The sequence below is a fragment of the Spirochaetia bacterium genome (assembly GCA_022482625.1).
Classification (GTDB): Bacteria; Spirochaetota; Spirochaetia; order Sphaerochaetales; family Sphaerochaetaceae; genus Pleomorphochaeta.
In genome coordinates, this window is the sequence record JAKVOU010000001.1 from 480,873 (window position 1) to 507,311 (window position 26,439).

Below are 26,439 nucleotides of genomic sequence, written 5' to 3' on the forward strand. Positions count from 1 at the left end.
ATATCGTTTGGAACACATAAAATTGTAATTATTTCAAAGAAAGATCTTCCTCAGACTTGTTATAGATATCAAATCTATTCTTTATGTCAATCTGATTCACAATCCAACCACGAACCATACAAAGTTTGATAAAATCGTCTATTCGATTTTCACCAGACATTTCTTTAAGTGTAACGACAACGCCGAATGGTAATCTCCTACCATTTTTGACACGCAGTCTTTCTTTTACTTTAATACTAAGACCCCAAGTACCTACGCCATAAACTTTTCGTGGTTTTGGTCTATTTGTAATGATGTCACTTACAAGTTTTATATTGTCCCACTTGCGATATAATTTTCGAGCTTCTTCTTCAAAAAGTGGATTAACTCCCATGTCACCTTGCCTGTTTGCATTTATCGATTTAATTGTTGCTTTGCCGTTATCTTCTTTTACACGTCCAAAGTGAACATCCATTTCTGTACTGGTATAATCAACGCCTTGAGTTCTAAGACACTTTGGAAAATAACAAAGTGTTGCCCTTGCAAAAAATGGCTGTTTATTTTTATAAATCGGAATAGGAATGTTATAGGTAAATGTTTCATAAGCATCGCATGTTCCAGTCAGAATAAATCTAATTTCATCATTTGGAGTTTGGATAATATTTTCAATTCGTTGTGGAACAACACCATAACCAATAGAATGTGACAAAGTATTCATATCCATTCTATTCCATCCTGCAGCTGCATCAATAAGTAACGCTTTGGCAACTTCTCTGGTAAAACCCATGTTATATATCAAATATGCCATTTTTCTTGAAATCCAAGGTGCTGAAAACGAAGTGCCCATAACGAACCCTTCACCACAAGGAGTGCAGACTTTCATTGGCTGTCCTATGTCTCCTCCATAATAACTGATATCTGGCTTATGAAAGAAAGAAAGAACAGGACCGACACGATGATATGAGGCAGGTTTATTAGTTAAGTTTACTGAATTAACCACAATAGCATTCAATGAATCCGCAGGAGCACCTATTGGCATCTTCTCTGGGGAATCATTTCTTTTGTTAGTTCCGGCAATAACAAAAATAATATCGTAATCACTTTGGATCTTATCAAGCTCTGCAGCTTCGGGGGATATAAAGTTCCTATTGATCGGCATATCAGAACCAAGTGATAAATTCCAAACCTTTATGTCCTGATTCCTAGCAACAATTTCACGTATTGCTTTCAAAATACTGAAGGAACTAAAACGTCCTGCTTTCGCGACACCAAAGTGTTTGACTTTAAACCTACCACAACCATCATCTAATTCAGGATTAATAGTTGGTCCATCAACAATAATAGATGTCACCTCTGTTCCATGATTGTAATCTCGAGGCTCAAGTTCAATGCCCTCATCTATCATAGAAACATAAGTAACCCATTCATTGAAATATACTTTTTTATCGAAAGGTGTATCAATAACACCAACTGTCGGTTCCTGATGGGGCGCTGGAATATCAACGATTTTTGTATTGCTATTACGTGCTTCTTCTGGAGTCACTTCCCTTAAATCTCGAACTTTCATAGCAATCAGGTAGGGGGCATTTTCTTCTAACAGCTTAATTTCATCCGGCTCCAAACGGATTGTAGTATCATCAATAACTTTTGCATTTATCATATCAATTCCCAGCTTACTAAGTAAATCTTTAGTGGCAACATCTGTTTTGTAAATGGTTATAATTGAGCGGTCTTCTATGCCCTCAACATCCTGGTCAACATCGAATCTTTGCACATAGTAAGCATCCTTAACGACCCTTAAAAAATTAGTCTTTGCAAGTTTTGTGTTTCTGTAGGCTTTGCGTTTTTTATTGAGTGATTCAATATCTTCTTGCGTTATCTTTCCTTTGTATTCAGTTTTTACGACATCAATACAGACACTTAACCGATCAATAGACTCTTGCAAATCATCTAGCATTACATAATGCGTAAAGACATGTTTTATCGGGTTCTCGCCATCAAATTTTGACCCTCTGATTGAATCGTTTGGATCAGAGGAGCCTTTACATAATAAACCTCGAATTCTATTGCTCTTTGCAACAACGTGTTTATAATGTACACTTACAAGAGCACCTTTTATCAATGTATTTTCCTGCCAAAAACGTAGTATATGTTGCAGTTGATTTCTTAAATCCTCAAGATGATTTGATTCAACAAAACCATTTGTAGGCAAACTTGGAGAGCCAGCTTTACTTTGGTTATTTTGCTGTTGAAATTGACCTTTTAATTGTAATATGTTATTCACTTAATTTTTCCCCTTTAAATCTCTGGAAACTTGGCTTTTTGAGACTCCTGTCAGAATCTCTATTTCTCTCACCGTAAAACCTTGTTTCTGAAGCTTTTTTAGATTGGCTGTTTGCTCTCTGTTTACGGCATAATACAGACGTTTCAGATAATCAAATCCATCGCTAGGATTACTAAAAGCAATTGCTGTACGAATAATATTCTTTAAATCTCCCGGATACGGAAGAGGATCCAGTAAATTTATTATCTTTCTAAAAAGCCGAACATTTCTACCAACACATTTAAATTTGTTTAAAAAGTCATTCATTAGAATTTCGGCAATTTCCAATAGATCTTCTCTGCTATACCGATTAAAGTCTATTGTTGAATCAAACCGCCTTATCAAGGCTTTATCGAAATGTTCGAATAGATTTGTTGTTGCAATTAAAACAATCCGATCATCCAAACGATCAAGTCCTTTCAAAATTGTAGAAGTAGCTCTACCCATTTCACGTAAATCGTTGGAATTAGTACGATCCATTGCAATCGAATCGATTTCATCAAACAGGATAAGTACTTTTTCAGGGTGAGCAAAGCTGTTAATCTCCTTAAAGAGTGAATCAATGTTTTTTTGCGTTTGGCCAAGTTTGCTATCGATTACAATGGAAAAATTCACAGAATATAATTCTCGTTCCAAAATACGAGCAACTTGTTTTGCTGTTTCAGTCTTTCCGGTTCCTGGAGCACCTTGGAATAGAAATTTATTAATTCCCAAATTACGTCCTACGGCATTTACCAAGCCAATTATATCTTTTTCAAGAGAATCAGGTAACGGGAGCGGTGTGTTACTAACATTTAATTTTTCAAAAAAGCCAGAAGGACTCTCGCTCATTTGAGGAATGAATGTATTTGCATCTGACAACAGAGCCATAATATATTCGGCTAACTGAGAATCTCCTGCAGAATCAAAGTCTTTAGCAATTTCATATGCTTCACTCCTAAAACCTGCATCATTTTCTTCTGCATGGTACTTTATTAAATTAATTATGTTCTTCTTTTTCATATAGAGACGCCCCTTGTAAAATTCAATCTCAGTATATCACATATGGGACAAAAGTCAATATATTGGGACAATTTTTCAATTTATTCAGCTTGACTTTCTGCATCATCTATCAAAACAGCTTATATAGTCTACACTAATTTTTATAGCTGAAATGACTACCCACGACAAAGCTTCAAAACGCTTTAGCTTGACTCGAAAAGAACATCTGTTTTCTTACTATGTATTAAGATAATGTCATTAGTGCTCTATAGTTTTCATTGCACAAAACATACATGAGGACTTCTCTCATAACTACAATAGCCAAAAACGACATTGATTGCGAGCCCTACAACTCATATAGCGAGAAACTTATCAAATTTTAAGGTATTACCAGAATAGTAGTTCTCCAAGAACTTCAGTCAGCAGACATAGTTGTGGAACGACAGAACGAGTATAGCAGCAGCAAACAAGGTTATTCTCAACTCACAAAACAGGAGAAATGCCCAATGGAATTGCTGATCAGTTCATAGAGACCTTCGTTCCCAGAAAGTAAACAAAAAAAGTGATTGACAAAAACAAATAGGTAAAAAAAATCATAAGACGGTCTGGATATACTTGTATTGGCAAAAAGCTACTCAACCAGCTGCAAAACTTCAGTTATTTTGATAAAAACGTTCTTGCTAATTTATTACTGAGGTTGCAAGCAAAAAGGGCTCATTACCCATAATCATTGTAATAAATAGTAAAATCATTTGGAGCATCTTATACCGGATATTACAAACATATAAAACGGAGAAATCGCACCGTCATACAAAAATTGACGTATAACCAATGACAGGCAATGCAAAACACCATACAATTTTTCCGATTCGGCATTGCATTATTTACTGAACAAAACGCTGTGAGTCCCGATGCGTGCCAGTATCAGTACAAGAATATCATTCCCTACACGATACACAAGCAACCAGTCGCTTTGAATATGATATTTCCGACGCTCTATCGATTTAATAGTGCGTGATTGCGGTTTGTTTCGGGAAGCGACTCGCCTTTGGCAAGCAGGCAAATGCTATTGTCCAGCAGATCCATGCTTCACCCACGCCTCATCTCCAGCTTGTAATCCTTCTTGAATCATGAAGTCAAAACAATTCCAACTTCATTTTTAAGTTCCCGCAACGATTCTTCTACATCGCTGTAGTGCTTTACATTGGAATCTCGGACAGTACATTCAGCTTCTTGCATAGTGTCAATGGTAACAGCATTCGGTGTGTTGAGCACCACATCAAACGGAAAAACACCCAATCGAAGCGACTGTATCAAGATATAAAAAACTATATTAATGACTGACGTCAGTCATTAATTATATGGAGGATTTGTATGTCTAGACCGGCAGTAACCAAAAAGGAAGATATCATTGCAGCAGCACTGGCAATGTTCAGAAAAAAAGGAGTGAACAATACCACTGTGAGCGATATTGCAAAGGAAGCTCATGTCGCACAAGGCACATTCTATAACTACTTCCGGTCAAAAGACGACATATTTGCAGAAGTATTGGAAAAAGCTACGGAACATACCCTTGAGGAAACACAGAAAACAGTACAGAAAGAAGATATCGGCCCTGTTGAAAAACTGAAGCTTCTGGTACAACAGGATTTCATGATGAACCGTCGGAATGACAGTCTGTTCGATGTACTGCATGAACCCAGGTATGCCTATGCCCATCAGAAATATATCGTAAACCGTATACTGAAGCTGAAACCGATCTGTGCAGGGCTGATCAGGCAAAGCGTTGATGCAGGATACTTCGACACACCTTATCCTGAAGAAACGGCTTTGCTTCTGCTGACAACCCAGAAATTTGTATTTGACCCGGCTTTTTTCCATTTGGATGGAACTGAAATACTTAAGATGATAGCACCTTTCGGAAATTTTGTAGAACGTGTCCTCGGCGCAAAACATGATCCAACTATGGAAAAGGACTGGAAACAGAATATCTTACAATATTTTGGAGATGGCATAAAATGAAATTCGATATCAAGGATGAACAATTGGCATTCCAGGCACTCAGGATGTTAAGTGAAGTCTCCTCAGGACAGGCCGATGTGAACGAAGTCATGGATACTGCACAAGAAATCGAAGGTGGCAACTATGAAAGCTGGTACCAGGAATGGACAAAAACAGCAGACAGAGTACGGAATATTGCCGACGTTTTTCTAGCCCAAGGCCATTATGTCAGTGCTGCCGAAACCTATTTACGGGCTTCCAACTATTACCGTGCCGCTGGCTTTTACCGTGGCGTGCTGATTGTTGAAGGATGCAACGCTGAAACGAAGCACAGACTTGAACAACTGGATATTTTGGCTTTGGATTGCTTTTCACAAGTAATCCGATACGGAAACACAGCGATTGAGCCAGTAGAAGTTCCCTATGGGAACACGACACTTCCCGGTCATTTTTACAGGGTTCCGGCAAAAGAAGACAGCAAATCCGCCCCTACCCTCATCATGATGAATGGCTATGACGGTACAAAGGAAGAACTATATGGCTTCGCGCTTGCAGCGCTTAAGCGTGGCATGAACTGTTTCACGTTCGAAGGTCCGGGTCAAGGGGAAATGATCCGTAAAAAAGGCATCCCGTTCCGTCCTGACTGGGAAAATGTCGTAACACCTGTCATTGATCATCTGATTGTAAAGTTAGGTGTCAACCCAGACAATATCATACTCTGGGGAGAAAGCATGGGAGGCTATCTTGCTCCCAGGGCAGCTGCCTTTGACCATCGGATAGCAGCCTGTGTTGCAAACAGCGGAATCTATGATTTCATAGGGTGCCATGCACCGGAGGGAATGGGCCGGCATACCTTTTTTGAGGCAATTTCCCACGCATCAGAGACGGAAATAGAGACCGCCCTGCAAGTACCCCTGTCCCATCCACAGGTCGACTGGGCATTCAAGCATGGAATGTACGTATTTGGTGCAACAAACCTGAAAGACTTTCTGTTGAAAGCAAAGGAGTATTATCTTGAGGGAAGTGCATCGCAAATAAAATGCCCGACACTTGTAACGGACAGTAAAAATGAAACCAATTTCCCAGGAGAGGCCAAGAAACTCTACGCATCACTACGTTGTCCGAAGGATTATCTGCTTTTTACAAAGCAACAAGGTACTGCCGAACACTGTCAGCAAGGCGCAAAGATCTATGCAACAGGCTGTATCTTCAACTGGATTGAAGACCATCTTCCGAAGAGTTGCGAGCAACAAGCTTGACAACGGATGGCCTTTGATGGGATTGTTGGAACATATGGTGATTGCACGCATCAAAAGTGATGTTACAGAGAGGAACACGTAAATGAAAAATGAAAGCATAGACCATGGCAAAGCTTTTGACTGGGGTAATACATCAAAGGATTACGCAAAATACCGTGATATCTACCCAAAAGAATTTTACAAGAAGATAGTTGACTTAGGTCTTTGTATTTCCGGGCAAAGTGTCCTTGACCTCGGCACAGGCACCGGAGGGAGCATCAGACTACCTGGACTGCGTGGATTGCCATGCATGTGACCTGGAACTCCCGTTCACACGTGAGAGTTGGCATGGCCGGATCGTGGCCTGCCGTGGCATAGGAGCTTCTTCATTGCCTCAGGATAAAATCAATGCCTTCAAGAAAGAGCATCTCGAGTATATGCAGACTGTACCGGAATGTTTTACCATTCCGCACTATGTGACAATGCTGGATTTCAAGGCAAAGGCTCTTTGATTATCCTAGCATGAGAAAATCTCTATATGCATAGGCAGATGTTTCAAGAACTCAAGCCAGCATCGGCAGTAAAAGGCTCGTCCGTGTTACAAGTCAAGCCGGCTGAGACAGAATGGGACCATCTCCTGGCATATCGATCGATCAATGATGGAAAAAACAGATCAATAGGAAGGACCATATCATGAAAATTGGAATGATCGGAGGAATCGGGCCAGAATCGACCGTGGATTACTATCAGCGCCTCATAAGACTCTATCAGAAAAACATAAGCAGCAACGAGTATCCTGGAATCATCATCAACAGCATCAATATGACGGCTATGTTGAAATTCATTTCAGATGACGATCGGAAGGGGTTGATCACTATGCTGTCCGATGCTGTCCATTCGCTGTACAAAGCCGGTGCAGATCTCGCGTTCATTGCGTCCAATACACCGCATATTGTCTTTGATGAAGTCCAGAGGATATCTCCTATTCCACTCGTCAGCATCGTAGAAGCAACAAGAATGAAGGCTGAGCAGCTCAGTCTGAAGAAGATAGGTCTGCTTGGAACGCTGTTTACCATGCAAAGCAGTTATTATCAGGATGAATTCAACCACAGCAACATTGAGGTCATAGTCCCTGATGAAGTTGAAAAGCAATACATCCAGCAGAAGTTGTTTTCGGAAATTGAACAAGGCGTATTTCTGGAAGAAACGAAAAATGGCCTTCTGAAAATCATCAGGAGGTTGATAGCCGAAAAATCAATAGACGGTGTGGTATTGGGATGTACGGAACTTCCGCTGATTCTGACGGAAAGTGAATATGGTATTCCTTTCCTGAATACGACTGAGATCCATGCACAACAGATTTTTGAAAAATACATGGAATTGAGCAGGAAAGCATAACAGAAGGCAAATCACACCTACGCCTTTCCATAGCAGACAAGTCAATTCTTATCAAAAAGACAAGCTTACTCAGATAAGAGCTCCTTTCAACATCGGTATGCATATTCTTTTTTTTCTGCTATACTTGGTGCAATCTAATCAAAGCTGGAGGACCGCATGTCAAAGATTCTCTTCGTAGTGGATATGCAGAATGATTTCATCGACGGGGTTCTCGGAAGCCCTGCCGCCGTCGCTATCATCAAACCGATGGCACAGTTTCTTGCAACATTCCAAGGGACTGTCTACTTTACCCAGGACACACATCCGAAGGATTGCTACGGCACTACGCTGGAAGGCAAAACCCTTCCACTTCATTGTGAACCTACAAGCAATGGCTGGCAGATTGCATCCCAACTGGCACCATATGTCCAGAAAGATCATACCATAGAAAAAAACACCTTCGGAAGTCTGGAACTGCCCGATTATATCACAAAGGAAACCGACGAAGTCTTTTTCTGCGGTGTCTGTACCGATATCTGTGTAGTCAGCAATGCATTGCTTCTCAGGGCAACATATCCTGACCTTCCTATTACGGTCTATGGTGATCTTTGCGCAGGTAGCAGCGAGGCAAGGCATCAGGCAGCTCTTTCCGTGATGGCCAGCTGCATGATCAGCATCAGGCAGGCAGGAAAATGAGCCTGAACAGTACGCCTTCTGCAAATCGCATCCATATCGGTTTTTTCGGCAGGCGCAATGCTGGCAAATCAAGCTTGGTAAACGCCGTGACAGGACAGGACCTTGCCATTGTCTCAGACATCAAAGGTACAACGACAGATCCTGTATTCAAGTCAATGGAACTGCTTCCTCTCGGCCCTGTCGTCATCATAGACACACCGGGTTTCGATGATGAAGGGGCTTTGGGGAAACTGAGGATTGAAAAGACACGGCATGTACTGGCCAAGACAGATGTTGCTGTCCTTGTCACCGATGCTACCGTCCCCTTAGGAGAGGGAGAACTGGCCCTTGTTGATCTGTTCAAGGCAAGGAACCTCCCTTATATAATCGCTGCCAACAAATGTGACCTGCTCGAAAACCAGCCACAGCCAGACGAACATACCATGTATGTCAGTGCCTTGAAAGGTACGAATATCAAGGAACTCAAGAATACCATCTCCCATCTGACGATTGCAGACCAAAGCAATCTGAGAATCGTAGGAGACCTTATCCATCCTTCTGATTTCGTCGTATTGGTCACTCCGATCGACAAGGCCGCACCAAAAGGCAGGCTCATCCTTCCCCAGCAGCAGACAATACGGGATATACTTGAAGCAGACGCAACGGCAGTGGTCGTCAAAGAGTTCGAACTCAAGGAAACGCTGCAGGATCTGGGCAAGAAACCGACAATGGTAATTACGGACAGCCAAGTGTTTTCAAAAGTATCTGCAGATACCCCCGAAGATATTCCCCTTACCTCTTTTTCAATCCTGCTTGCCAGATACAAAGGTCTGCTTGAGCCGGCAGTAGACGGAATCAAGGCAATCGAGCATCTTAAGGATGGGGATAAGATACTTATTGCAGAGGGCTGTACCCATCATCGGCAGTGCGATGATATCGGAAGCGTCAAGATTCCCCGTTGGCTCAAGAACTATACAGGAAAAAAACTGACGATTGAAACTTCTTCAGGCACAGGATTCCCCGATGACCTGTCCCCTTATGCGGTGATAATCCATTGCGGAGGTTGCATGCTGACGGAAAGGGAAATGCGCTATCGCACCGAATGTGCAAGGCGACAGGGAATCCCCATCACGAATTATGGCCTTGTCATCGCTTACATGCAGGGAATACTGAAACGGAGTCTGGAGGTATTCCCCTACCTGTTGGAAAAACTGGAGGATGACAATGAGGAGTGAAACTGACAACCTCGGTACGGTCGAACTTCCTGACGATGCCTTATACGGCATCAATACCTACAGGGCAATGCAGAATTTCTCACTGGATAGCAAACCTACCAGTCTGGTGCTGATTCATGCCATGGCAATGGTAAAGAAAGCTGCTGCATTGGTATATGCAAGGTTGCATGTACGGGAAGAAGGCATCTATGAGGCAATTGTCTCTGCCTGTGACCAAGTCATCAGAGGAGAAGTTGATTCAGTCTTCAAGCTGGATGCACTGCAGGGAGGAGCCGGCACTTCGACAAACATGTGTGTCAATGAGGTAATTGCCAATTTGGCATTGCTCAGATTGGGTAAGGAATGCGGTCAGTACAGTATCATCCACCCCCTTGATGACGTCAACAGGGGCCAGTCAACCAACGACGTCTACCCTACAGCCTTGCGCATTGCTGCCATCACTCAGCTGAGGATCCTCAGTGACGCCTGTGCAAAATTGCAGGAAGCCCTTCAGGAAAAAGAAAACGCCTTCCAGGATATCGACAAGCTGGGCAGGACGGAGCTTATGGATGCCGTAAGCATTACGCTGGGAGAAGAGTTCGGCAGCTATGCCCAGGCAATTGCCAGGGACAGATGGAGATTGTACAAGATCGAGGAAAGGCTCCGTCAGGTAAACCTGGGAGGCACTGCAGTAGGTCTGAGCGACAATGCAAGCCGAAAGTACCGTTTCGGAGTCATTGAAGAAATAAGAAAACTGACATCAATCGGCCTGGCCGCAGCAGAATATCCTATGGATGTCACCCAGAACAATGACGTCTTCGTTGAAGCTTCAGGTCTCCTCAAAGCCCTGGCAGTAAACCTGAGCAAGATTGCAGGCGACCTGCGCCTGATGAACAGCGGGCCTTACGGAGGCTTCGGTGAAATCAGACTGAAAGCCGTACAGCAGGGAAGTACCATCATGCCGGGAAAGGTAAATCCGGTCATCCCAGAAATGGTCATGCAATGTTCGATGCGTGTCCTTGCCAATGACAGTGCCATAAGCCAGGCAGCCAGCCATGGTGAGTTCGAGCTCAATGCTTTCCTGCCGCTTATTGCAGACAGCCTGCTCGAAAGCCTGAACCTGCTGATCAAGGCAACGGACTTGTTCAGGACAAAGGCAATCGAACCTTTGGAGGCAGACAAGGATGCCTGTCATAGGCATCTGAGTGATTCCTACGCTTTTGCAACCTCCTTTACCCCCAAATTGGGGTATGAGACTGTAAGTCATATAGTCAGGGATCATAATCCAAAGGAAGCTTATGAAATACTTCAGAAAATGAATGAAAAATTGCAGGATGCCACAACTTAATTTTCGTTTTACTACTTTTTCTTCAAAATAGCCCTTTTTGTGTATTTTTAATTTCTTTCAGCTTCAGGAACCGTTTTTTCTTGCTAAATCAGCAATGATTTTTGATTTTTCTGGTAATTATGCTTGCAAATTCGATGTCCGATGCTACTATATAAACACCACCAGGAGAGCGGTGGAATTAATCTGGAGGTCTTTTTATGAAAAGAACACTCATTTCACTATTGTTGATCGGTGCCGTATCCGTAGCAGCTTTTGCCAACGGGAATGCGGAATCCAGTACTACAGCTACAAAAACAGAAACTGCATCCAAGCCAAGTGTACGACTCTTGACTGATGCAACCGGTATTGATGACAAATCATTCAATGCAGCTGCCTGGCGTGGCATACTCAAGTTCTATGGTGAGACCTGGGACAACACCCCTTCAAGAGGCAGTTTGTATGATGTCGTCACTGCAGCTTCACAGGATATGTATATCCCGAATCTCAAGAATGCCGCAGATGCCGGCTATGACTTGATCATTACCACAGGTTTCACCTGGGCTGATGCACTTGGAGAAGTTGCCAAGCAGTATCCTGACCAGAAATTCATGATTGTCGATGTCAACTGGGTCAACCAACCGAATGTAAGGGAATATGTCTATACGGAAGAACAGGGTTCATATCTTGTCGGTGTCGTTGCTGCCTCACAGGCAATCCACGACGGCATCCAGAATCCTAGGTTCGGCTTCATCGGCGGAGTTCCTGGAGCAACTATCACGAAGTTTGAAATGGGTTATATCCAGGGTATCAAGTCAATCCTTCCCAATGCACAGGTAGTCGATTACTATGCAAACAGCTGGGGAGCCCCGGAACTTGCAAAGGCACAGGCAAAGAGCTGGTATGACAATGGTGTGTACTGCATCTTCAGTGCCGCAGGCGGCACGGGCAACGGTACTATTTCCCAAGCCAAGGAAATGCGTCTTGCAGGTAAGAACGTATGGGCAATCGGTGTTGATTCCGACCAATATGAAGACGGCATCTATGCAGATGGCAAAAGCGCAGTCCTTACTTCAATGCTGAAACTTGTTGAAAATTCCACTCTTGATGCACTCAACAGAATTTCAAACAACACTTGGGCTGCTGGTCAAATCGTCATGTCCATGAAAGACGGTGGTGTCGGTTACTCCCAGGCCAACAAAAAATTGGACAAGGATGCAATTGATGCAGCTGAAAAAGCAAAGGCCGCAATCATCAAGGGCGATATCAAAGTCTATGGTGTCTACAAGGATGCCTTGGCCGCCGGAGCTGTTCCTGCTGGTCTCCATGCGCTTGATGACTGATTAATTTCCTGATATGGAATAAAGTCCGGGTGACTTCAGTCCCCGGACTACTTTTGTTCAAGCAAACTTTCTGGTTGGACCCGCTTCCAGATAGACAGGAGGCTCCCGTGAGTGAATATGCTATTGAAATGCTTGGCATCACCAAGACTTTTCCTGGTATCATAGCAAATGACAACGTCACCATACGTGTAAGAGATAATGAAGTACATGCCTTGTTAGGAGAAAACGGTGCAGGAAAATCAACCCTGATGTCCATCCTCTTCGGTGCATACAGCGCAGACAGTGGCATGATTCGGATATTCGGAAAGGAAGAGCACATCAAGAATCCGAATATAGCAACGGAACTTGGTATCGGTATGGTACACCAGCATTTCAAACTGGTACACAACTATACCGTAACCGAAAATATCGTACTGGGAAGGGAACCGAGAAATCGCTTCGGCATACTGAACCTCAGCATAGCAGAAAAGAAAGTCCAAGAACTGTCTGACCATTATGGTCTCATGGTAGACCCACGGGCAAAAATTGACGATATCACCGTCGGGCAGCAACAGCGGGTCGAAATTCTCAAGACATTGTATTCTGATTCAAAAATCATCATCTTCGATGAACCTACCGCAGTGCTTACGCCACAGGAAATCGACGAACTGATGGAAATTATCCGAAAGCTCAAGCAGGAAGGCAAGACCATCATCCTCATCACGCATAAGCTCAAGGAAATCAAGGCAGTCAGCGACCGCTGCAGTGTACTGCGCAGAGGGAAATACATAGGGACAGTAAATGTAGCTGATGTTACCGAAGATGAATTGGCTTCGATGATGGTCGGACATGCCGTCAAGTTCCAGATAGAAAAGAATCCGCTCCATATGGGAAAGAAAATGCTGGAAATAAAAAATGTCAGCATCAATGACCATAATGGGCTGCAGAAAGTCACAGACCTGAGTCTTGATATCCATTCAGGCGAAATACTGGGTATTGCCGGCGTCGATGGCAATGGACAGAATGAGCTGTTGATGGGCCTTTGCGGCATGCTGCCTATCACAGAGGGAACAGTTACCCTTGACGGAACTGACATCACCCACATGACAATCCTTGACAGGATAAAGAACGGACTGGGCTACGTACCGGAAGACCGACAGAAGTATGGGTTGGTCAAGGAATTTTCACTCAGTGAAAATGCAGTCCTCAAAGATTTCTACAAAAAAAAGTATGCGGGTCCGCTACATACCTTGAACCAAGCAAGATTCCAGCCGGTTGCAGATAAACAAATCAAGGAATTCGACATACGTGCAGCATTGGGACCGGCAACAAAAGCAGGTTCGCTTTCAGGTGGAAACCAGCAGAAGGCAATAATTGCACGGGAAATCTCATTGGACCCGAAAGTCCTGCTGGTCGCACAGCCTACCAGAGGACTGGACGTAGGTGCCATAGAATTCATAAGGAAGAGACTGCTTCAGGAACGTGACAGCGGACAGGCAATCCTCCTCATTTCCTTCGAACTGGATGAAATCATGAATCTCTGTGATACAATCGCAACAATCAGCAAAGGCCAGATCGTCGGTATATTCAAGGAAGGTGAAGTCAATGAAAGGCAGATAGGCCTGATGATGGCTTCCAGCGGCAGGGAGGAAAAGAAATGAAAACAGAAGAAAAACGTTCATTCATTGACTGGATGCTGGACAATGAGGTGATGATTTCCCTCCTGGTCGTCCTCTTGGGTTTCCTCTGCGGAACCATACTGGTACTGGCAGTCGGCAAGAATCCTGCAAACATGTTCAGTTCCATCTTTGACTCGATGGTCGGTATCCCGAAAAGGGACGGTACATGGAATTTCCGATACATCGGAGAAACCCTGGCTTATTCCATGCCCTACATTCTCTGTGGGCTTTCCATGGGACTGCCATGCAGGGTCGGCCTATTCAATATCGGAGCTGAAGGACAGTATATCATGGGAATGACAGCTGCCCAGTCCCTTGCACTCTTCATCTCTCCGTTTCCCGGACAATGGTTCTTCTGCCTCTTGGTTGCTTTCATTGCAGGAGCCTTGTGGGGCGGCATCGTAGGTTTGCTCAAGGCAAAGTACAACGTAAGTGAAGTCGTCGCGACCATCATGCTCAACTATATTGCCCTCTATGCAAGCCGGTTGATCTGTTTCCATCAGCCTGGTGCAACCACCTATAACACTGATCCCCTACCCGCTACTGCATTGCTTTCCAAGTTCCTGATCAAGACATCAAACCTGAACATAGGTATTTTCTTCGTACTGCTTTCAGTACTGCTTTACTGGTTTGTCGTCAACAAAACCAAGTTGGGATACAGCATGAGGGCAACAGGCTATAACAAGAATGCTGCAAAATGCTGTGGCATATCAACGGTACGGTCAATTGCAGCCAGCATGGCTCTGGCGGGTGCCTTCGCCGGACTTGCCGGCGCAATAGTCCTGCAGGGAGGAGCTTTTCCGAAAGGAAGGATCATCACTGGAATGGACAACTATGGTTTCATGGGAATCGCAGTTTCCTTGGTAGGTAACAACACGGCTATCGGCAACCTGCTTGCAGGATTGCTTTTCGGCGTACTGAAACAAAGCCAGTCCCTTATGCAAAGCAGGAATATTCCCAAGGAAATTACTTTTATCATCCAGGGTCTGATCGTTGTCTTCATCTCACTGCGCAGTGGATTGGAACTTGTCAAGCTCTATAGGAACAAGAAAAAACTCCAGAAGGAGGTACTGCACAAATGAACATATTGCTGCAGATTCCGACCATACTTATGATCGTAGCTCCTATACTCATCACTGCCATAGGCGGTATGTTTACTGAACGAAGCGGAGTGGTCAACATTGCTTTGGAAGGTCTGATGGGGCTCGGTGCCTGCGCAGCCGCATGCTGCCATTACCTCATGGAAGCTGCCGGCTATGGACGCTATTCACTCGTGCTTGCGCTTCTTCTGGGTGCATTCGTCGGCTGGGCTTTCTCCCTTATCCATGCAGTGGCCTCCATTGACCTGAAGGCAGACCAGACGATCAGCGGCACAGGCATAAACCTGCTTGCTGACGGCCTGACCATCTTCGTAGCACAGATACTGTTCCATGCAGACCGTACAAAAGAATATAAGATCGGCATGTTACCTGACAAAATAGGTATGTATCCTACTGTCTATATTGCAGTTGCCGTCGTCATCATTGCCTGGTTTGTCATGTTCAAGACTCCTTTCGGCATGCATCTGAGAGCCTGTGGCGAGCACCCTGCTGCTGCGGATTCAGTCGGTATAAATGTACGTCTGATGCGATACAGCGGTGTCATGATATCAGGAGCACTCGCAGGATTGTCCGGCGGTTGTATCGTCCTGACGCAGACCATCCAGTACACTTCAGGTACCATCGGAGGCCGAGGCTTCATTGCCCTTGCAGCCGTATCCTTCGGCAGATGGACACCGCTTGGGGTAACAGGCGCTGCAATCCTGTTCGGCGGCATGCAGGCTATGGGAGTAATCGCAACGAATATCACCAGTCTCAGGGGCATACCTTCCGAATACTTCAACATACTGCCATACTTCGTGACCCTTGTCGCCTTGATACTCACCAGCGGAAAGGATTATGCTCCGCAGGCCAACGGCATTCCATATGAAAAAGGAGCATCATGATATGACGCCTCATAATGCTGCTGAAGTCGGAATGATTGCAAAGGATGTACTGCTTCCAGGAGATCCTGCAAGAGCTCGTTTCGTAGCTGAAAATTTCCTGGACAATGCATCCCTTGTTTCTGAAATACGTGGAATCCCATGCTTTACAGGAACTTACAAGGGAAAACGCATGAGCGTCATGGCTTCCGGCATGGGAGGGCCTTCCGTAGGTATCTACTCATGGGAACTGTTTGCTGCATATAAAGTTGACAACATAGTAAGAATAGGTACCTGCGGAGGCTATCAGCCGTCTCTTGAAGTAGGAGATCTTGTCTTTGCCTTGACGGCTTCTACCGATTCTGCATGGGCACATCAATATGGGCTGAAAGGAACCTTCAGCCCTGTCTGCTCTCCTTCCTTGCTTGGTTGCATGCATACGGCTGTTGAAAGACTTGGTTACCGTTATACCATGGGCATGGTACTTTCCAGTGACCTGTTCAGCAGTTACAATGCACTTGGTGCCGATTCTTGGAAAGCTTGGGCTGATATGGGTGCCTTGGCACAGGACATGGAAACCTATGCGCTCTATTGCAATGCCATGAGAGCCGGAAAACATGCTTTTTCCATCCTCACCATGACCGACAACTGTGCGACGGGAAAAAGTTTTGCAGACGCTGACCGTATGAAGGGAAATGAAAAGATGATCAAGGTCGCTTTGGAAGGATTGTACCTGAGAGGAAAAGACTGATATGAAAGAAAGGATACTTATTGACTGTGACACAGGTCAGGATGATGCTGTGGCAATCCTGCTGGCAGCAGGTTCCGACAAACTGCAGATAGAAGGAATCATTGCCGTCGCCGGCAACGTCAGCCTAGCCCATACCTTGGAAAACAATTTGCATCTGGTAGAAGCAATGGGAAAAGACATTCCTGTTTTTCGTGGAGCGGAAAAACCCCTGGTAAGAGAACCGATCAAAGCAGGACATGTCCATGGTACAAATGGTCTGGCCGGCTATACATTTCCTCCTGACTGCAGCCGCCGTTGCAGTGGAAACGGCATAGCATTCATCATCAAGACCATAATGGAAAATCCTGGACAGATTTCCTTGGTTGCTACCGGTCCATTGACTGATATTGCCTTGGCCTTCAGGGAAGAGCCACGTCTGGCAGAAAATGTAAAGCAAGTCGTCCTTATGGGAGGATCGATGGGAGAAGGCAACATAACTCCCAGTGCCGAATTCAACATATATGCAGATCCTGAGGCAGCCCAGATCGTCTTTTCCAGTCATGCAAGAATCTACATGATGGGACTTGACGTCACACTGCAGGTTACCCTGACGGATCAGATATTGGAACGGTTCAGAAAAGAACAGGAAGCAGATCCTAGGACCATGAGAGGCCTTTTCCTGAAAGGCATGGAAAGTTATACACGGGCCTGCATGGATGTAATCCATGATTTCCCATCCATGCATGATCCCTGCTGCATTGCCTATCTGCTTGACAGCTCACTCTTTACCTTTACAAGAAGAAACGTGGTCGTCGAGACAAAAGGCACCTACACCTATGGTAGGACCGTTGCATTATGGCCGGAAGAAACCGCCGATACATTCATCGGTATCAAAGTCGATGCCTTGAGGTTCTGGGATTTGCTTTCAGCCTCGCTCAGCAACCTCAGGTAGCACAACGGCACCTACAGTTTCTGCCATACGGATTTCAATGTCGACAGCGCCTTTTCATCCTTTGCAAGGTCATCTTTTTCCGAAGCATGGAAAGACAGGTCGACCGTTTTTTCCCACCCGATGTAGTCAAAGATACATCCGAACTGCTTGGATATGAGCTCATACTCCATATCCTCCAAAGACGCCCCGCCGATACTGATGATACCGGCCTTCTTTGCTTGCTTAGGTCCATCAGGCCCACTGATGCAATAAAGTTTGTCCACTGCCAGTTTCAGTTGGGCCGAGACTCCCCAGAAATAGACGGGAGTTACGTAAAGGATCGTATCCGCTTCCCTTACGCTGTTGATCATTTCGTTGGTATCATCATCAAAGACACAATCTCCCCCATTGTCAAAGCACGCCTTGCAATCCTGGCAAGGCCGGAGGTCCATTTCATTGGTATCAAGGACGATTACCGTCGCATCAGTGATATGTGATTTCACTGTTTCCGTAATTGTCCGTACGGCAGTACTGCAGTTGCCATCCTTGCGGGGACTTCCGTTGAAAATCAAAAGGTTCATTTTCTTTTCTCCCTGATATAGCCAGTATAGGCTTTTTCATCTGATCAGAAAAGAGATAAGACGCCCTCCGATGTATTCAGGAAACAGTCTTGGCTTATGGCCAGGGATACGCTACCATCAGGATATGAAACCTATTGCAACCATACATACTGACTTCAATACAAAATTCGGAATTCCAAGACAGGCAGGGATCATCCGACATGCAGAAGGATGGATTACATTTCTTGATGGCTACAGGAATCCCCAGGAATTCATCGGACTTGAAGGTTATTCCCATATCTGGCTCATCTGGCAGTTTTCCGAACACCTTTCAAAAGGCTGGAAACCCATGGTACGTCCTCCAAGGTTAGGAGGTAATACAAAGGTCGGTGTCTTTGCTACCCGCTCCCCTTTCAGGCCGAATCCCTTGGGCCTTTCCTGCGTCCGGCTTCTCGGCATTGAAAACTCGGCAGCACAAGGTCCCTTGCTGCATGTGCAGGGTGCAGACATGCTTGACGGTACCCCTATCTATGACATAAAACCTTATGTCCCGCTCTATGACAGTATACCCGATGCAAAAGGCGGTTTCGTTGACAGCGTCAGCCGTACCTTGCTTACCGTCTCGATACCTTTGGAAATCCAGGAAAGGATTCCTGAAGAAAAAAAAGAAAACATACTTTCGATCCTTGCCCAGGACCCGCGTCCGTCCTACCAACATGATCCTGAGAGAATCTATGGATTTGTATTCTCAGGGTTGGAAATAAAGTTTACCGTGACAGGGAAGCAACTTACCGTGATTTCAGTAGAAAAAAAGAGTTGACAGAGGGCAAGCCGACAGGAAAATGCCTTGTTATGATACCGCTACTCCGTTATACTGCCAGAAAACTCAATATTTTTTGGTGGTACAATAATGACACAACACAAAAAAGAATTGATTCTTTTCTCACTGTTCATCACATCTATGGTATTGGTCAATACCATAGGGACCAAGATCATTGCCTTGTTTTCAATCAGGGTGTCGGTCGGCATTTTTTTCATGCCGATCCTCTTCCTCATCACCGACATCGTCGGTGAGGTAAAAGGTAAAGCTGAAGCACTTTTCTTTGTAAAAGTTGCAACAGGAATGCTCCTATTCCTTTTCTGCATGGTCGCGCTCTGCGTCAAGATTCCCCCGTATTCCGGTTATTCCTACCAGAAGGAATATGCCTTGATATTCGGCTCGACACTCCGCATGACCATTGCTTCACTCATCAGCTTCATGATCAGCCAGAACCTTGATGTCGTACTCTTTGACAAAATCGGCGCTGCCTGCGGCGGTAGATACCTGTGGATCAGGAACAATACTGCAACGATGACAAGTCAGCTCATTGATACGATTGTCTTCGATTTCATTGCCTTCTATCATCTGACACCACAGTTTGATGTACCTTTTCTCATTTCCCTTATCCTACCGTACTGGATGTTCAAAGTACTTTTTGCTGCCATGGATACGCCATTCTGCTATCTCGGCGTAAGGTGGTTGAAAGGAGAAAAACCTTTCAAGGAAAACCAACTTGCCACAGCCGTATCCTGCTGAAATTGTTACGGTAAATTTTTCGGAATCTGCTTCCAATCCTAAGATAGAAAAGTTATCATGGTGGGATGAAATCAAATATCAGGTTGATGACAAAAGGAGCAGTCGGACGTGAAATTCTGACATTTGCTTTTCCTGTCTTTCTTGCAAATCTTTTCCAACAGTTATATCTTACCGTGGATTCATTGGTTATCGGTAATTTTGTCGGAAAAGAAGCACTTGCTGCCATAACTTCCGTAGGGCCGTTGGTTTTCCTTCTGGTAGGTCTGTTCAATGGTCTTTTCATAGGTGCGGGAGTAGTAATTTCCAAATACTTCGGTTCAGACGATGCTGACGGTGTCAGCAAGTCCATCCACACGACAGTAGCTTTGGGCTTTTCCAGCAGTGCCCTTGTTACCATTGTCGGTATAATCGGTTCCCCATACATCCTCAGATGGATGGGGACCCCTGCCGAGGTTTTCTCACAGGCAAATTCTTATGTAGAGATCTATTTCATAGGCATCAGCTCACTCATACTCTACAACATGGCCACAGGTATACTCCAGGCTCTTGGAGACAGCAGGCATCCGCTGTATTTTCTCATTGCTTCATCCCTGACCAACATCGTGCTTGACCTGCTGTTCGTAGGTGTCTTGGACTGGGGAATGGACGGAGCAGCCTATGCAACCATCATAAGCGAAGCAATTTCCGCAGTCCTTTCCATGGGACTTCTCTTTCTCACAAAGGAACAATACAGGGTACATCTCCGCCAGGTACGATTCCATGGCAGGCAACTTGGACGCATCCTGCATATCGGTATTCCTTCCGGTATCCAGAACTCCGTAATTTCAATCGCAAATGTCTTCGTGCAGGCCAGCGTCAACAGTTTCGGAGCAGCTGCCATGGCTGGCAATGGGGCTTTCCTGCGTATCCAAGGATTTGTTTTTCTGCCGATTACCAGCTTTGCCCTTGCCTTGACTACTTTTACGAGCCAGAACATAGGAGCAGGAGAACTAGGAAGAGTAAGGAAAGGTATACGCTTCTCCCTGGCATTCTGCCTGATCATGGCGGAAACCTTCGGATTGTTCCTTTTTTTGTTTGCGAAGCCTCTGCTGTTGCTTTTCAGCAGGGATCCTGAAGTACTTGCGATCGGAACCGAAAAGGCTCACATCGCATGTTTTTTCTTCTGTTGCCTTGCCTTGTCGCATACCATGGCCGGCATCTTCCGTGGAGCCGGCAGAGCTATCATACCCATGCTGGTAATGCTTGTCTGCTGGTGCCTGATACGGGTAAGCTATATCTTCATCACTTTGAAATACTTCAATGACATACGGGTCGTATTCTGGGCTTATCCCATCACATGGACTCTCAGCTCATTGATATTCATCTTCTATTACTTCAAGGTAGACTGGCTCAGGCAACGTTGAACGGTTGCTACGAACCATAAAGATTACGAAAAGACTGAACTCATTGTGTCCCTAAGCCCTACTGGGTAACTATAACAGCAAGATATCCTAGGCTTTCTTACAACACAGACAAAATAATTCGGATCCGCTGTTTTGCACAACGGATCCGAACTACAATCTGTACAATGGAGGTGGGGAGAGTCGAACTCCCGTCCTGACGTGCCACCCGTAGACCTCTACAGGCTTAGTCCCTGCTTGGTTTTGTCGCCAGAACTTCTGTGCAGGAACAGACATCATCCTAGCCAAGTCAGCTTTTATGTTCCTCTGCAGCACTGACCTCTGCAGAGGTAAGTCCCTATTGTTACAAGCATCCGAAAGTTAGGAACAGCACTAAGGGAGCCTGTACGTTCAAGCTAGCTTACGCAGCGAGAGCGTATTCTGCATCGTCGAAGTAATCTTCGTCTTTCTTTGCAGTTATTGTTTTTTGCTAGTTTATGGAGTTGGCGCTCCGTCTGCAGCCTCCGGCCTGATCTACGCCAGTCGAAACCAAGTACACCCCCCAAAGAATTGCTTCTTCAAGGACAAGCAGAATATACTACACAACCAGCAAAAAGGCAAGTGGCAAAAGAAACTGCCTATGACATTCAAGCAGGATAGTCATAATTTGGCGAATCAAATGCACTGGCAGCAGAAAGACAAGCAGGAACTTTCCGTATCATCGCATACCTGAAACAGCAGATACCCTTATCTTTTATATTACCGATAAGCTTCAGCCCGCAAGCTTCCAGCAAATGTATGGAAGGAAGGTTCTCCTGGGCACATTCTGCCTGAACTTCCCAGATTTCCAAATCAGCAAAAAGATGTTCGATCATTACTGTCAGGACTTCTTTCATCAGTCCCTTACCCCAGTAACACTTGTTCAGGGCATAGCCTACTGCAGCATCCTGTTCGGAAATCAGCTTTACGGTAAGGATTCCGACACAACGATGTTCCTCCCGTAATTCCAAGGCATAGACTCCTTCCATGCACACATAATTCCGATAGAGCGTTTCCAAGGCAAGCAATCTTTCCTGTACCTTTCCCCAAGGAAGATATCTGGCAACCTCAGGATCCTCGGCCCAACTCAGCATTTCCTCCAAATCCCTGGTACTTACGGGCCGCAGATCGAAATGCGGCGTTTCCAATCGAGGGAACAGGCTTTTCACCTCCAAACCTCCATACAAGACATTCAATCCTCCAGTTGTTTCTTCGGTGTAAGTTTTTCGGCAAAGGTGTCAAGTTTGTCAAAGACTTCAACGAGATCGGTAAAACGGAGTGCTGCCACCCGATCATAATATGTCGGTTGGGCATTGACAATCACGATCTTTCCATGGCGGACATAAGAGGGAAACGATGCAGCAGGCTGTACGGTCATGGAAGAGCCGAGGATCAGGCAAAGGTCACAGGCAGAGAACATTTCATAGGCACGAGTCAAAATTGAACTGTCAAGTGCTTCCCCATATAAGACGATGTCTGGTTTTATGACTCCGCCGCAGGCTTCGCACCTCGGGACCTTTCCTTCCCGTACAATCGGTGCAACCTGTGCATATGAGTAGTATTTGCCACAGTTGGTACAGGCATGGTGACGGGCACTACCATGGACTTCATAGACTTTCTTTGAACCTGCCCTTGTGTGCAGCATGTCGATGTTCTGGGTAAATATACCCTGTACATAGCCTTTGTTTTCGAGCTTTGCCAACACTGTATGCACAATGTTCGGCTGATAATCTTCCAGGTGGTACCATACATCCTTTGCCCATGCATAGAAAATCTCCGGATGAGTATGGAAGAAGGAGATATCAAGTACCTGTTCAACCTGCATTCCATGCCAAGGATCCGTATAGACACCATGGGCACCTCGAAAATCAGGAATACCGCTCATCGTCGATATTCCTGCACCTGTAAAGACTACAGTAGAATGACTTTTTTCAAGTAATTGCTCCAATTGTCCTATATCGGTATCAAAGTCTTTCAAAACATGCCCTCCTATGGTCTGCCATAACAAACGGACAGGCCCTCCTGACAATGATAAAATCATCTATGTGTGTTTGCAAGTACCTACTCCCATGCAACAGGAAAGATATTACTTAGCTTGGAAACCGGTCATTGTATTCCCATTGACTCCCGTATATGACACGGCAACAACCTCACCTCTCACACATCGGCCAATAGGTGTAAAGGCTACCATTTCGTTATGTTCGCCACGGCCAAGGAACTGCTTTTCATCATTTCTGCTTACACCTGTAACCAATATACGATGGGTACCGCTTGCCCTTGCTGTCTTTTCCTCATGGAAAATGATCTGTTGTCTGTCAATCAGCTTTCTCAACCTTTCACCTTTGGTTTCTTCCGAAAGTTGTCCGTCCATCTTGACCGCCCTCGTACCTTCCCTTGGATTCCAGTAGTACATAAAAGCTTCAGTACACCGCATCAGTTCAAGCAAGCTTCGGGTCTCCATGTAGTCTTCTTCTGTTTCACCGGGAAAACCGACCATGACGTCCGTTGAAAAGGTTACGGATGGGATTTCTTCCTTTATCCGCTGGATCAGGGAAATGAATTGCTCCCTGTCATATTTCCGGTTCATCAGCTGAAGGATCCGTGAACTACCGCTCTGAAGAGGAATGTGCAGATGTTTTGCAACCCTTGGTTCCTTCTGTATCACCTGGATAAGAGACTCACTGAAATCCTTGGGATGGGGGGATTCAAAACGAATCCATTCCACGCCTTCTGCGGCAGTACAGACTGCTTCAAGCAACACAGGAAAGTTCACCTTCCTGCCTGTTGCATCTTCATAGGCGTAACTGTTCACATTCTGTCCCAGGAGCGTAATTTCCTTCACGCCTTTTGCTGAAAGGAATCTTACTTCTGTAAGGATTTCTGACAGCGGACGGGAAACTTCCCTTCCACGTACATATGGGACGATACAGTATGAGCAGAAATTATTGCAGCCATTCATGATCGGCACATAGGTCGACAGATCCCCTTCCTTGTAGTATGACCTTTGGAAATGGTAGGATGTTGCTTTCTCATCCTCATACATGCCTTGAGCTATCTCAAGTATTTCCTGCTTGTCATTGGTACCAAGCACATAATCGACATAAGGAGCTTCCTTTTTCAATTGGTCTGAAAGACGCTCAGCCATACAGCCGGTCACGACCAGATACATGGGACGTTCCTTCTTCAGCCTGGAATAGAAGCCAAGACGCCCCCATATCCTGTTTTCAGCAGTCTGTCTGACAGAACAGGTATTCAATACCACAAGGTCCGCTTCTTCTGCACATCGGGCTTTTGTAAGTCCGATTCCCTGCAACTGTGTTTCAAGGGCATTGCTTTCCGCGACATTCATCTGGCACCCATAGGTTTCAATCAAATAAGAGGCAACCTTCACAGGCTTGTCAGCAATACTCATACAGTCTTGTTTCCCTTGACGCTCATCAAAGCACTTTTCATTGTATTTTCCATAAGCATGGCTATGGTCATCAGGCCCACGCCTCCTGGAACAGGAGTAATGGCAGAAACTTTTTCGCTGACTGGTCCATAATCTACGTCGCCGACAAGGCGATAACCACGTTTCCTTGTTGCATCCTCGACCCTGTTGATACCGACATCGATGACGACAGCCCCATCTTTCACCATGCCAGCTGTAATAAAAGCAGGTTTGCCGATGGCAGCAATGAGAATGTCGGCACTTCTGGTAATAGAAGGCAAATCATATGTCTTGGAATTGCAGACCGTAACGGTAGCATCCCTTCCTTTCTGCATGAGCAAGGCAGCCATAGGCTTGCCGACTATGTTGCTTCTCCCCACAATGACGGCATGTTTGCCACAGGTTTCGATGCCATAGTGGTCAAGTATGGCAAGTACACCGTTCGGTGTACAGGAGACAAATCCATCAAGCCCTATCAGCAACTTGCCTACGTTCTGAGGATGGAAACCATCGACATCCTTGTTGGGATCAATAGTCTCTATGACCTTTTCTTCGTCCATTCCTTTCGGCAAGGGAAGCTGTACCAGTATGCCGTTGACTTCTGGATCCTCGTTGAGTTCCTTTACCAAGGCAAGGAGATCACTTTCCTTCGTTTCGGCTGGCAGCGTATAGTCACGGTGACCGAAACCAAGGCGGATACAGGCTTTATGCTTGCTTCGTACATAACTTTGGCTGGCAGGATCATTTCCTACCAAGACAACAGCCAGAGTCGGTACTTTCCCATACGCTTCCTTGAATGTTATACATTCCTTGGCAATTCTTTCCAGCCGTGCCTCGGCAACCTCTTTTCCTGATAATATCTGCACGTTATGCTCCTTGCCTTTTATATAGCACAATCGTTGCTGTTGTTCCACTACCGTAGCAAAAAGAAAACACATACAAAGCACATAGACAGTCAGAAAACCTGAGGTTGATATGCACAGGCAAAAGTCAGTATCATGCAATAGGGAGAAAGCTTGTAACGAGACAGCTGATTGGCTGTTGTTCTAATAAAAACATCCCGAGGGAATATTTCATGAAAAAGAAATTATCAGGTCTGTTTCTCTGCATCATGCTGCTTGCTTCAACAGGGCTTTTTGCACAGAGCACATACTATGAAAAGGGCAATACATCATTCTCATTCACAGCTGGCATAACAGCACCTTTCTTCCTCCATTTCTGGACAGGAGAAAACAATCATCCGGACCAGTGGTACTTCTTTTCTAACGACATGAATATCTACGTAGGTGGTTATGCCGCCATTTCCTATATGGCTTTCACGAATGAACGGTGGGCTTTTGGAGGAGAGCTTGGCTATTCTTTCAATTATGATAAAGGAGACCATCTGTATTATAATGTCCCGCTAATGGCAAAGGTAGCCTATTATCCTATACAGACTGGAAAGTTTGATTTATATCTGACTGCTGGTTTAGGCCTAGCATACAACCACTACACTTCCAACAACCTGACTGATGTTTCACAGGGATTGCTCAGCCCGTATGCCAATCTTGGCATAGGAGGCATGTACTTCTTCAATGACAACTGGGGACTCGGTCTTGAAACCGGGGTTGACTTCATCCCACAAATAAGTTTTTACCAAGATACGGCTCAGGACAATGGAACCTTCGCAACCATACCTGTTGTCCTTAAGGTCACCTACAGGAACTGAGGAGAGAGAAACA

The 26,439-nt window shown here is 45.1% G+C and carries 24 protein-coding genes, 1 other RNA gene and 2 pseudogenes; 17 read left to right on the plus strand and 10 right to left on the minus strand.

Annotated elements, in window-relative coordinates; genetic code table 11:
• Window positions 1-28 precede the first annotated feature (28 nt).
• The 4 genes and pseudogenes from LKE40_02165 to LKE40_02180 form a co-directional block, all read right to left on the minus strand.
• Window positions 29-2,263: a S8 family peptidase gene (locus LKE40_02165; protein MCH3916287.1), complete on the minus strand. Its 2,235-nt coding sequence runs from the start codon at window positions 2,261-2,263 to the stop codon at window positions 29-31.
• On the minus strand, window positions 2,264-3,304 hold the full coding sequence (locus LKE40_02170; GenBank protein ID MCH3916288.1) for an ATP-binding protein: 1,041 nt from the start codon (window positions 3,302-3,304) through the stop codon (window positions 2,264-2,266).
• An 859-nt stretch (window positions 3,305-4,163) separates the two neighbouring features.
• A pseudogene (locus tag LKE40_02175) lies at window positions 4,164-4,387 on the minus strand (type II toxin-antitoxin system YafQ family toxin).
• A gap of 24 nt (window positions 4,388-4,411) precedes the next feature.
• Window positions 4,412-4,600 carry a hypothetical protein gene (locus LKE40_02180; GenBank protein ID MCH3916289.1) on the minus strand — a complete coding sequence of 63 codons (189 nt, stop codon included), beginning with the start codon at window positions 4,598-4,600 and terminating at the stop codon, window positions 4,412-4,414.
• A 57-nt stretch (window positions 4,601-4,657) separates the two neighbouring features.
• Between LKE40_02180 and LKE40_02185 the strand changes: the two genes are divergently transcribed.
• The 13 genes and pseudogenes from LKE40_02185 (at window position 4,658) to LKE40_02245 (ending at window position 17,755) form a co-directional block, all read left to right on the plus strand.
• Window positions 4,658-5,305, plus strand: a complete 648-nt coding sequence (locus LKE40_02185) for a TetR/AcrR family transcriptional regulator (protein ID MCH3916290.1) — start codon at window positions 4,658-4,660, stop codon at window positions 5,303-5,305.
• Window positions 5,302-6,543 carry a dipeptidyl aminopeptidase gene (locus LKE40_02190; protein MCH3916291.1) on the plus strand — a complete coding sequence of 414 codons (1,242 nt, stop codon included), beginning with the start codon at window positions 5,302-5,304 and terminating at the stop codon, window positions 6,541-6,543. Before LKE40_02185 ends, LKE40_02190 begins: the two co-directional genes overlap by 4 nt.
• A gap of 82 nt (window positions 6,544-6,625) precedes the next feature.
• A pseudogene (locus tag LKE40_02195) lies at window positions 6,626-7,034 on the plus strand (hypothetical protein).
• Between the two features lie 181 nt (window positions 7,035-7,215).
• Window positions 7,216-7,920 (plus strand): amino acid racemase, encoded by a 705-nt coding sequence (locus LKE40_02200; GenBank protein MCH3916292.1) that lies wholly within the window; start codon window positions 7,216-7,218, stop codon window positions 7,918-7,920.
• Window positions 7,921-8,076: 156 nt separating this feature from the next.
• Complete coding sequence (locus LKE40_02205) at window positions 8,077-8,595, plus strand: cysteine hydrolase (GenBank protein ID MCH3916293.1); 519 nt, start codon at window positions 8,077-8,079, stop codon at window positions 8,593-8,595.
• Window positions 8,592-9,809, plus strand: a complete 1,218-nt coding sequence (gene hydF / locus LKE40_02210; GenBank protein ID MCH3916294.1) for a [FeFe] hydrogenase H-cluster maturation GTPase HydF — start codon at window positions 8,592-8,594, stop codon at window positions 9,807-9,809. Before LKE40_02205 ends, hydF begins: the two co-directional genes overlap by 4 nt.
• Window positions 9,799-11,136 carry an aspartate ammonia-lyase gene (locus LKE40_02215; protein MCH3916295.1) on the plus strand — a complete coding sequence of 446 codons (1,338 nt, stop codon included), beginning with the start codon at window positions 9,799-9,801 and terminating at the stop codon, window positions 11,134-11,136. Before hydF ends, LKE40_02215 begins: the two co-directional genes overlap by 11 nt.
• A 197-nt stretch (window positions 11,137-11,333) precedes the next feature.
• On the plus strand, window positions 11,334-12,455 hold the full coding sequence (locus LKE40_02220; protein MCH3916296.1) for a BMP family ABC transporter substrate-binding protein: 1,122 nt from the start codon (window positions 11,334-11,336) through the stop codon (window positions 12,453-12,455).
• 128 nt (window positions 12,456-12,583) lie between these two features.
• A complete protein-coding gene (locus tag LKE40_02225) occupies window positions 12,584-14,095 on the plus strand; it encodes an ABC transporter ATP-binding protein (GenBank protein ID MCH3916297.1) in 1,512 nt (503 codons plus the stop codon).
• Window positions 14,092-15,195: an ABC transporter permease gene (locus LKE40_02230; GenBank protein ID MCH3916298.1), complete on the plus strand. Its 1,104-nt coding sequence runs from the start codon at window positions 14,092-14,094 to the stop codon at window positions 15,193-15,195. Before LKE40_02225 ends, LKE40_02230 begins: the two co-directional genes overlap by 4 nt.
• Complete coding sequence (locus tag LKE40_02235; GenBank protein ID MCH3916299.1) at window positions 15,192-16,097, plus strand: ABC transporter permease; 906 nt, start codon at window positions 15,192-15,194, stop codon at window positions 16,095-16,097. Before LKE40_02230 ends, LKE40_02235 begins: the two co-directional genes overlap by 4 nt.
• Before the next feature lies 1 nt (window position 16,098).
• Complete coding sequence (locus tag LKE40_02240) at window positions 16,099-16,824, plus strand: purine-nucleoside phosphorylase (protein MCH3916300.1); 726 nt, start codon at window positions 16,099-16,101, stop codon at window positions 16,822-16,824.
• A gap of 1 nt (window position 16,825) precedes the next feature.
• On the plus strand, window positions 16,826-17,755 hold the full coding sequence (locus tag LKE40_02245) for a nucleoside hydrolase (GenBank protein ID MCH3916301.1): 930 nt from the start codon (window positions 16,826-16,828) through the stop codon (window positions 17,753-17,755).
• 11 nt (window positions 17,756-17,766) lie between these two features.
• Here LKE40_02245 and LKE40_02250 read toward each other — a convergent pair whose 3' ends face one another.
• Window positions 17,767-18,315: a flavodoxin family protein gene (locus LKE40_02250; protein MCH3916302.1), complete on the minus strand. Its 549-nt coding sequence runs from the start codon at window positions 18,313-18,315 to the stop codon at window positions 17,767-17,769.
• Window positions 18,316-18,439: 124 nt separating this feature from the next.
• Between LKE40_02250 and tsaA the strand changes: the two genes are divergently transcribed.
• The 3 genes from tsaA (at window position 18,440) to LKE40_02265 (ending at window position 21,273) form a co-directional block, all read left to right on the plus strand.
• A complete protein-coding gene (gene tsaA / locus LKE40_02255; protein MCH3916303.1) occupies window positions 18,440-19,114 on the plus strand; it encodes a tRNA (N6-threonylcarbamoyladenosine(37)-N6)-methyltransferase TrmO in 675 nt (224 codons plus the stop codon).
• A gap of 90 nt (window positions 19,115-19,204) precedes the next feature.
• The gene (locus LKE40_02260; protein ID MCH3916304.1) at window positions 19,205-19,870 is read left to right on the plus strand and encodes a queuosine precursor transporter; all 666 of its coding nucleotides are present in this window, start codon (window positions 19,205-19,207) and stop codon (window positions 19,868-19,870) included.
• 65 nt (window positions 19,871-19,935) lie between these two features.
• Window positions 19,936-21,273: an MATE family efflux transporter gene (locus LKE40_02265; GenBank protein ID MCH3916305.1), complete on the plus strand. Its 1,338-nt coding sequence runs from the start codon at window positions 19,936-19,938 to the stop codon at window positions 21,271-21,273.
• 162 nt (window positions 21,274-21,435) lie between these two features.
• On the opposite strand, the gene ssrA is transcribed toward LKE40_02265, so the two are convergent.
• From ssrA to folD, 5 genes are all read right to left on the minus strand, one after another.
• Window positions 21,436-21,812: a transfer-messenger RNA gene (gene ssrA, locus LKE40_02270) on the minus strand.
• An 84-nt stretch (window positions 21,813-21,896) separates the two neighbouring features.
• On the minus strand, window positions 21,897-22,457 hold the full coding sequence (locus tag LKE40_02275) for a GNAT family N-acetyltransferase (protein MCH3916306.1): 561 nt from the start codon (window positions 22,455-22,457) through the stop codon (window positions 21,897-21,899).
• A gap of 23 nt (window positions 22,458-22,480) precedes the next feature.
• Window positions 22,481-23,266 (minus strand): NAD-dependent protein deacylase, encoded by a 786-nt coding sequence (locus tag LKE40_02280; protein ID MCH3916307.1) that lies wholly within the window; start codon window positions 23,264-23,266, stop codon window positions 22,481-22,483.
• A gap of 108 nt (window positions 23,267-23,374) precedes the next feature.
• Window positions 23,375-24,700 carry a tRNA (N6-isopentenyl adenosine(37)-C2)-methylthiotransferase MiaB gene (miaB, locus tag LKE40_02285; protein ID MCH3916308.1) on the minus strand — a complete coding sequence of 442 codons (1,326 nt, stop codon included), beginning with the start codon at window positions 24,698-24,700 and terminating at the stop codon, window positions 23,375-23,377.
• A complete protein-coding gene (folD, locus tag LKE40_02290) occupies window positions 24,697-25,584 on the minus strand; it encodes a bifunctional methylenetetrahydrofolate dehydrogenase/methenyltetrahydrofolate cyclohydrolase FolD (protein ID MCH3916309.1) in 888 nt (295 codons plus the stop codon). Before folD ends, miaB begins: the two co-directional genes overlap by 4 nt.
• Before the next feature lie 209 nt (window positions 25,585-25,793).
• Between folD and LKE40_02295 the strand changes: the two genes are divergently transcribed.
• Window positions 25,794-26,426 (plus strand): hypothetical protein, encoded by a 633-nt coding sequence (locus tag LKE40_02295; protein ID MCH3916310.1) that lies wholly within the window; start codon window positions 25,794-25,796, stop codon window positions 26,424-26,426.
• The last annotated feature ends 13 nt before the right edge of the window (window positions 26,427-26,439 follow it).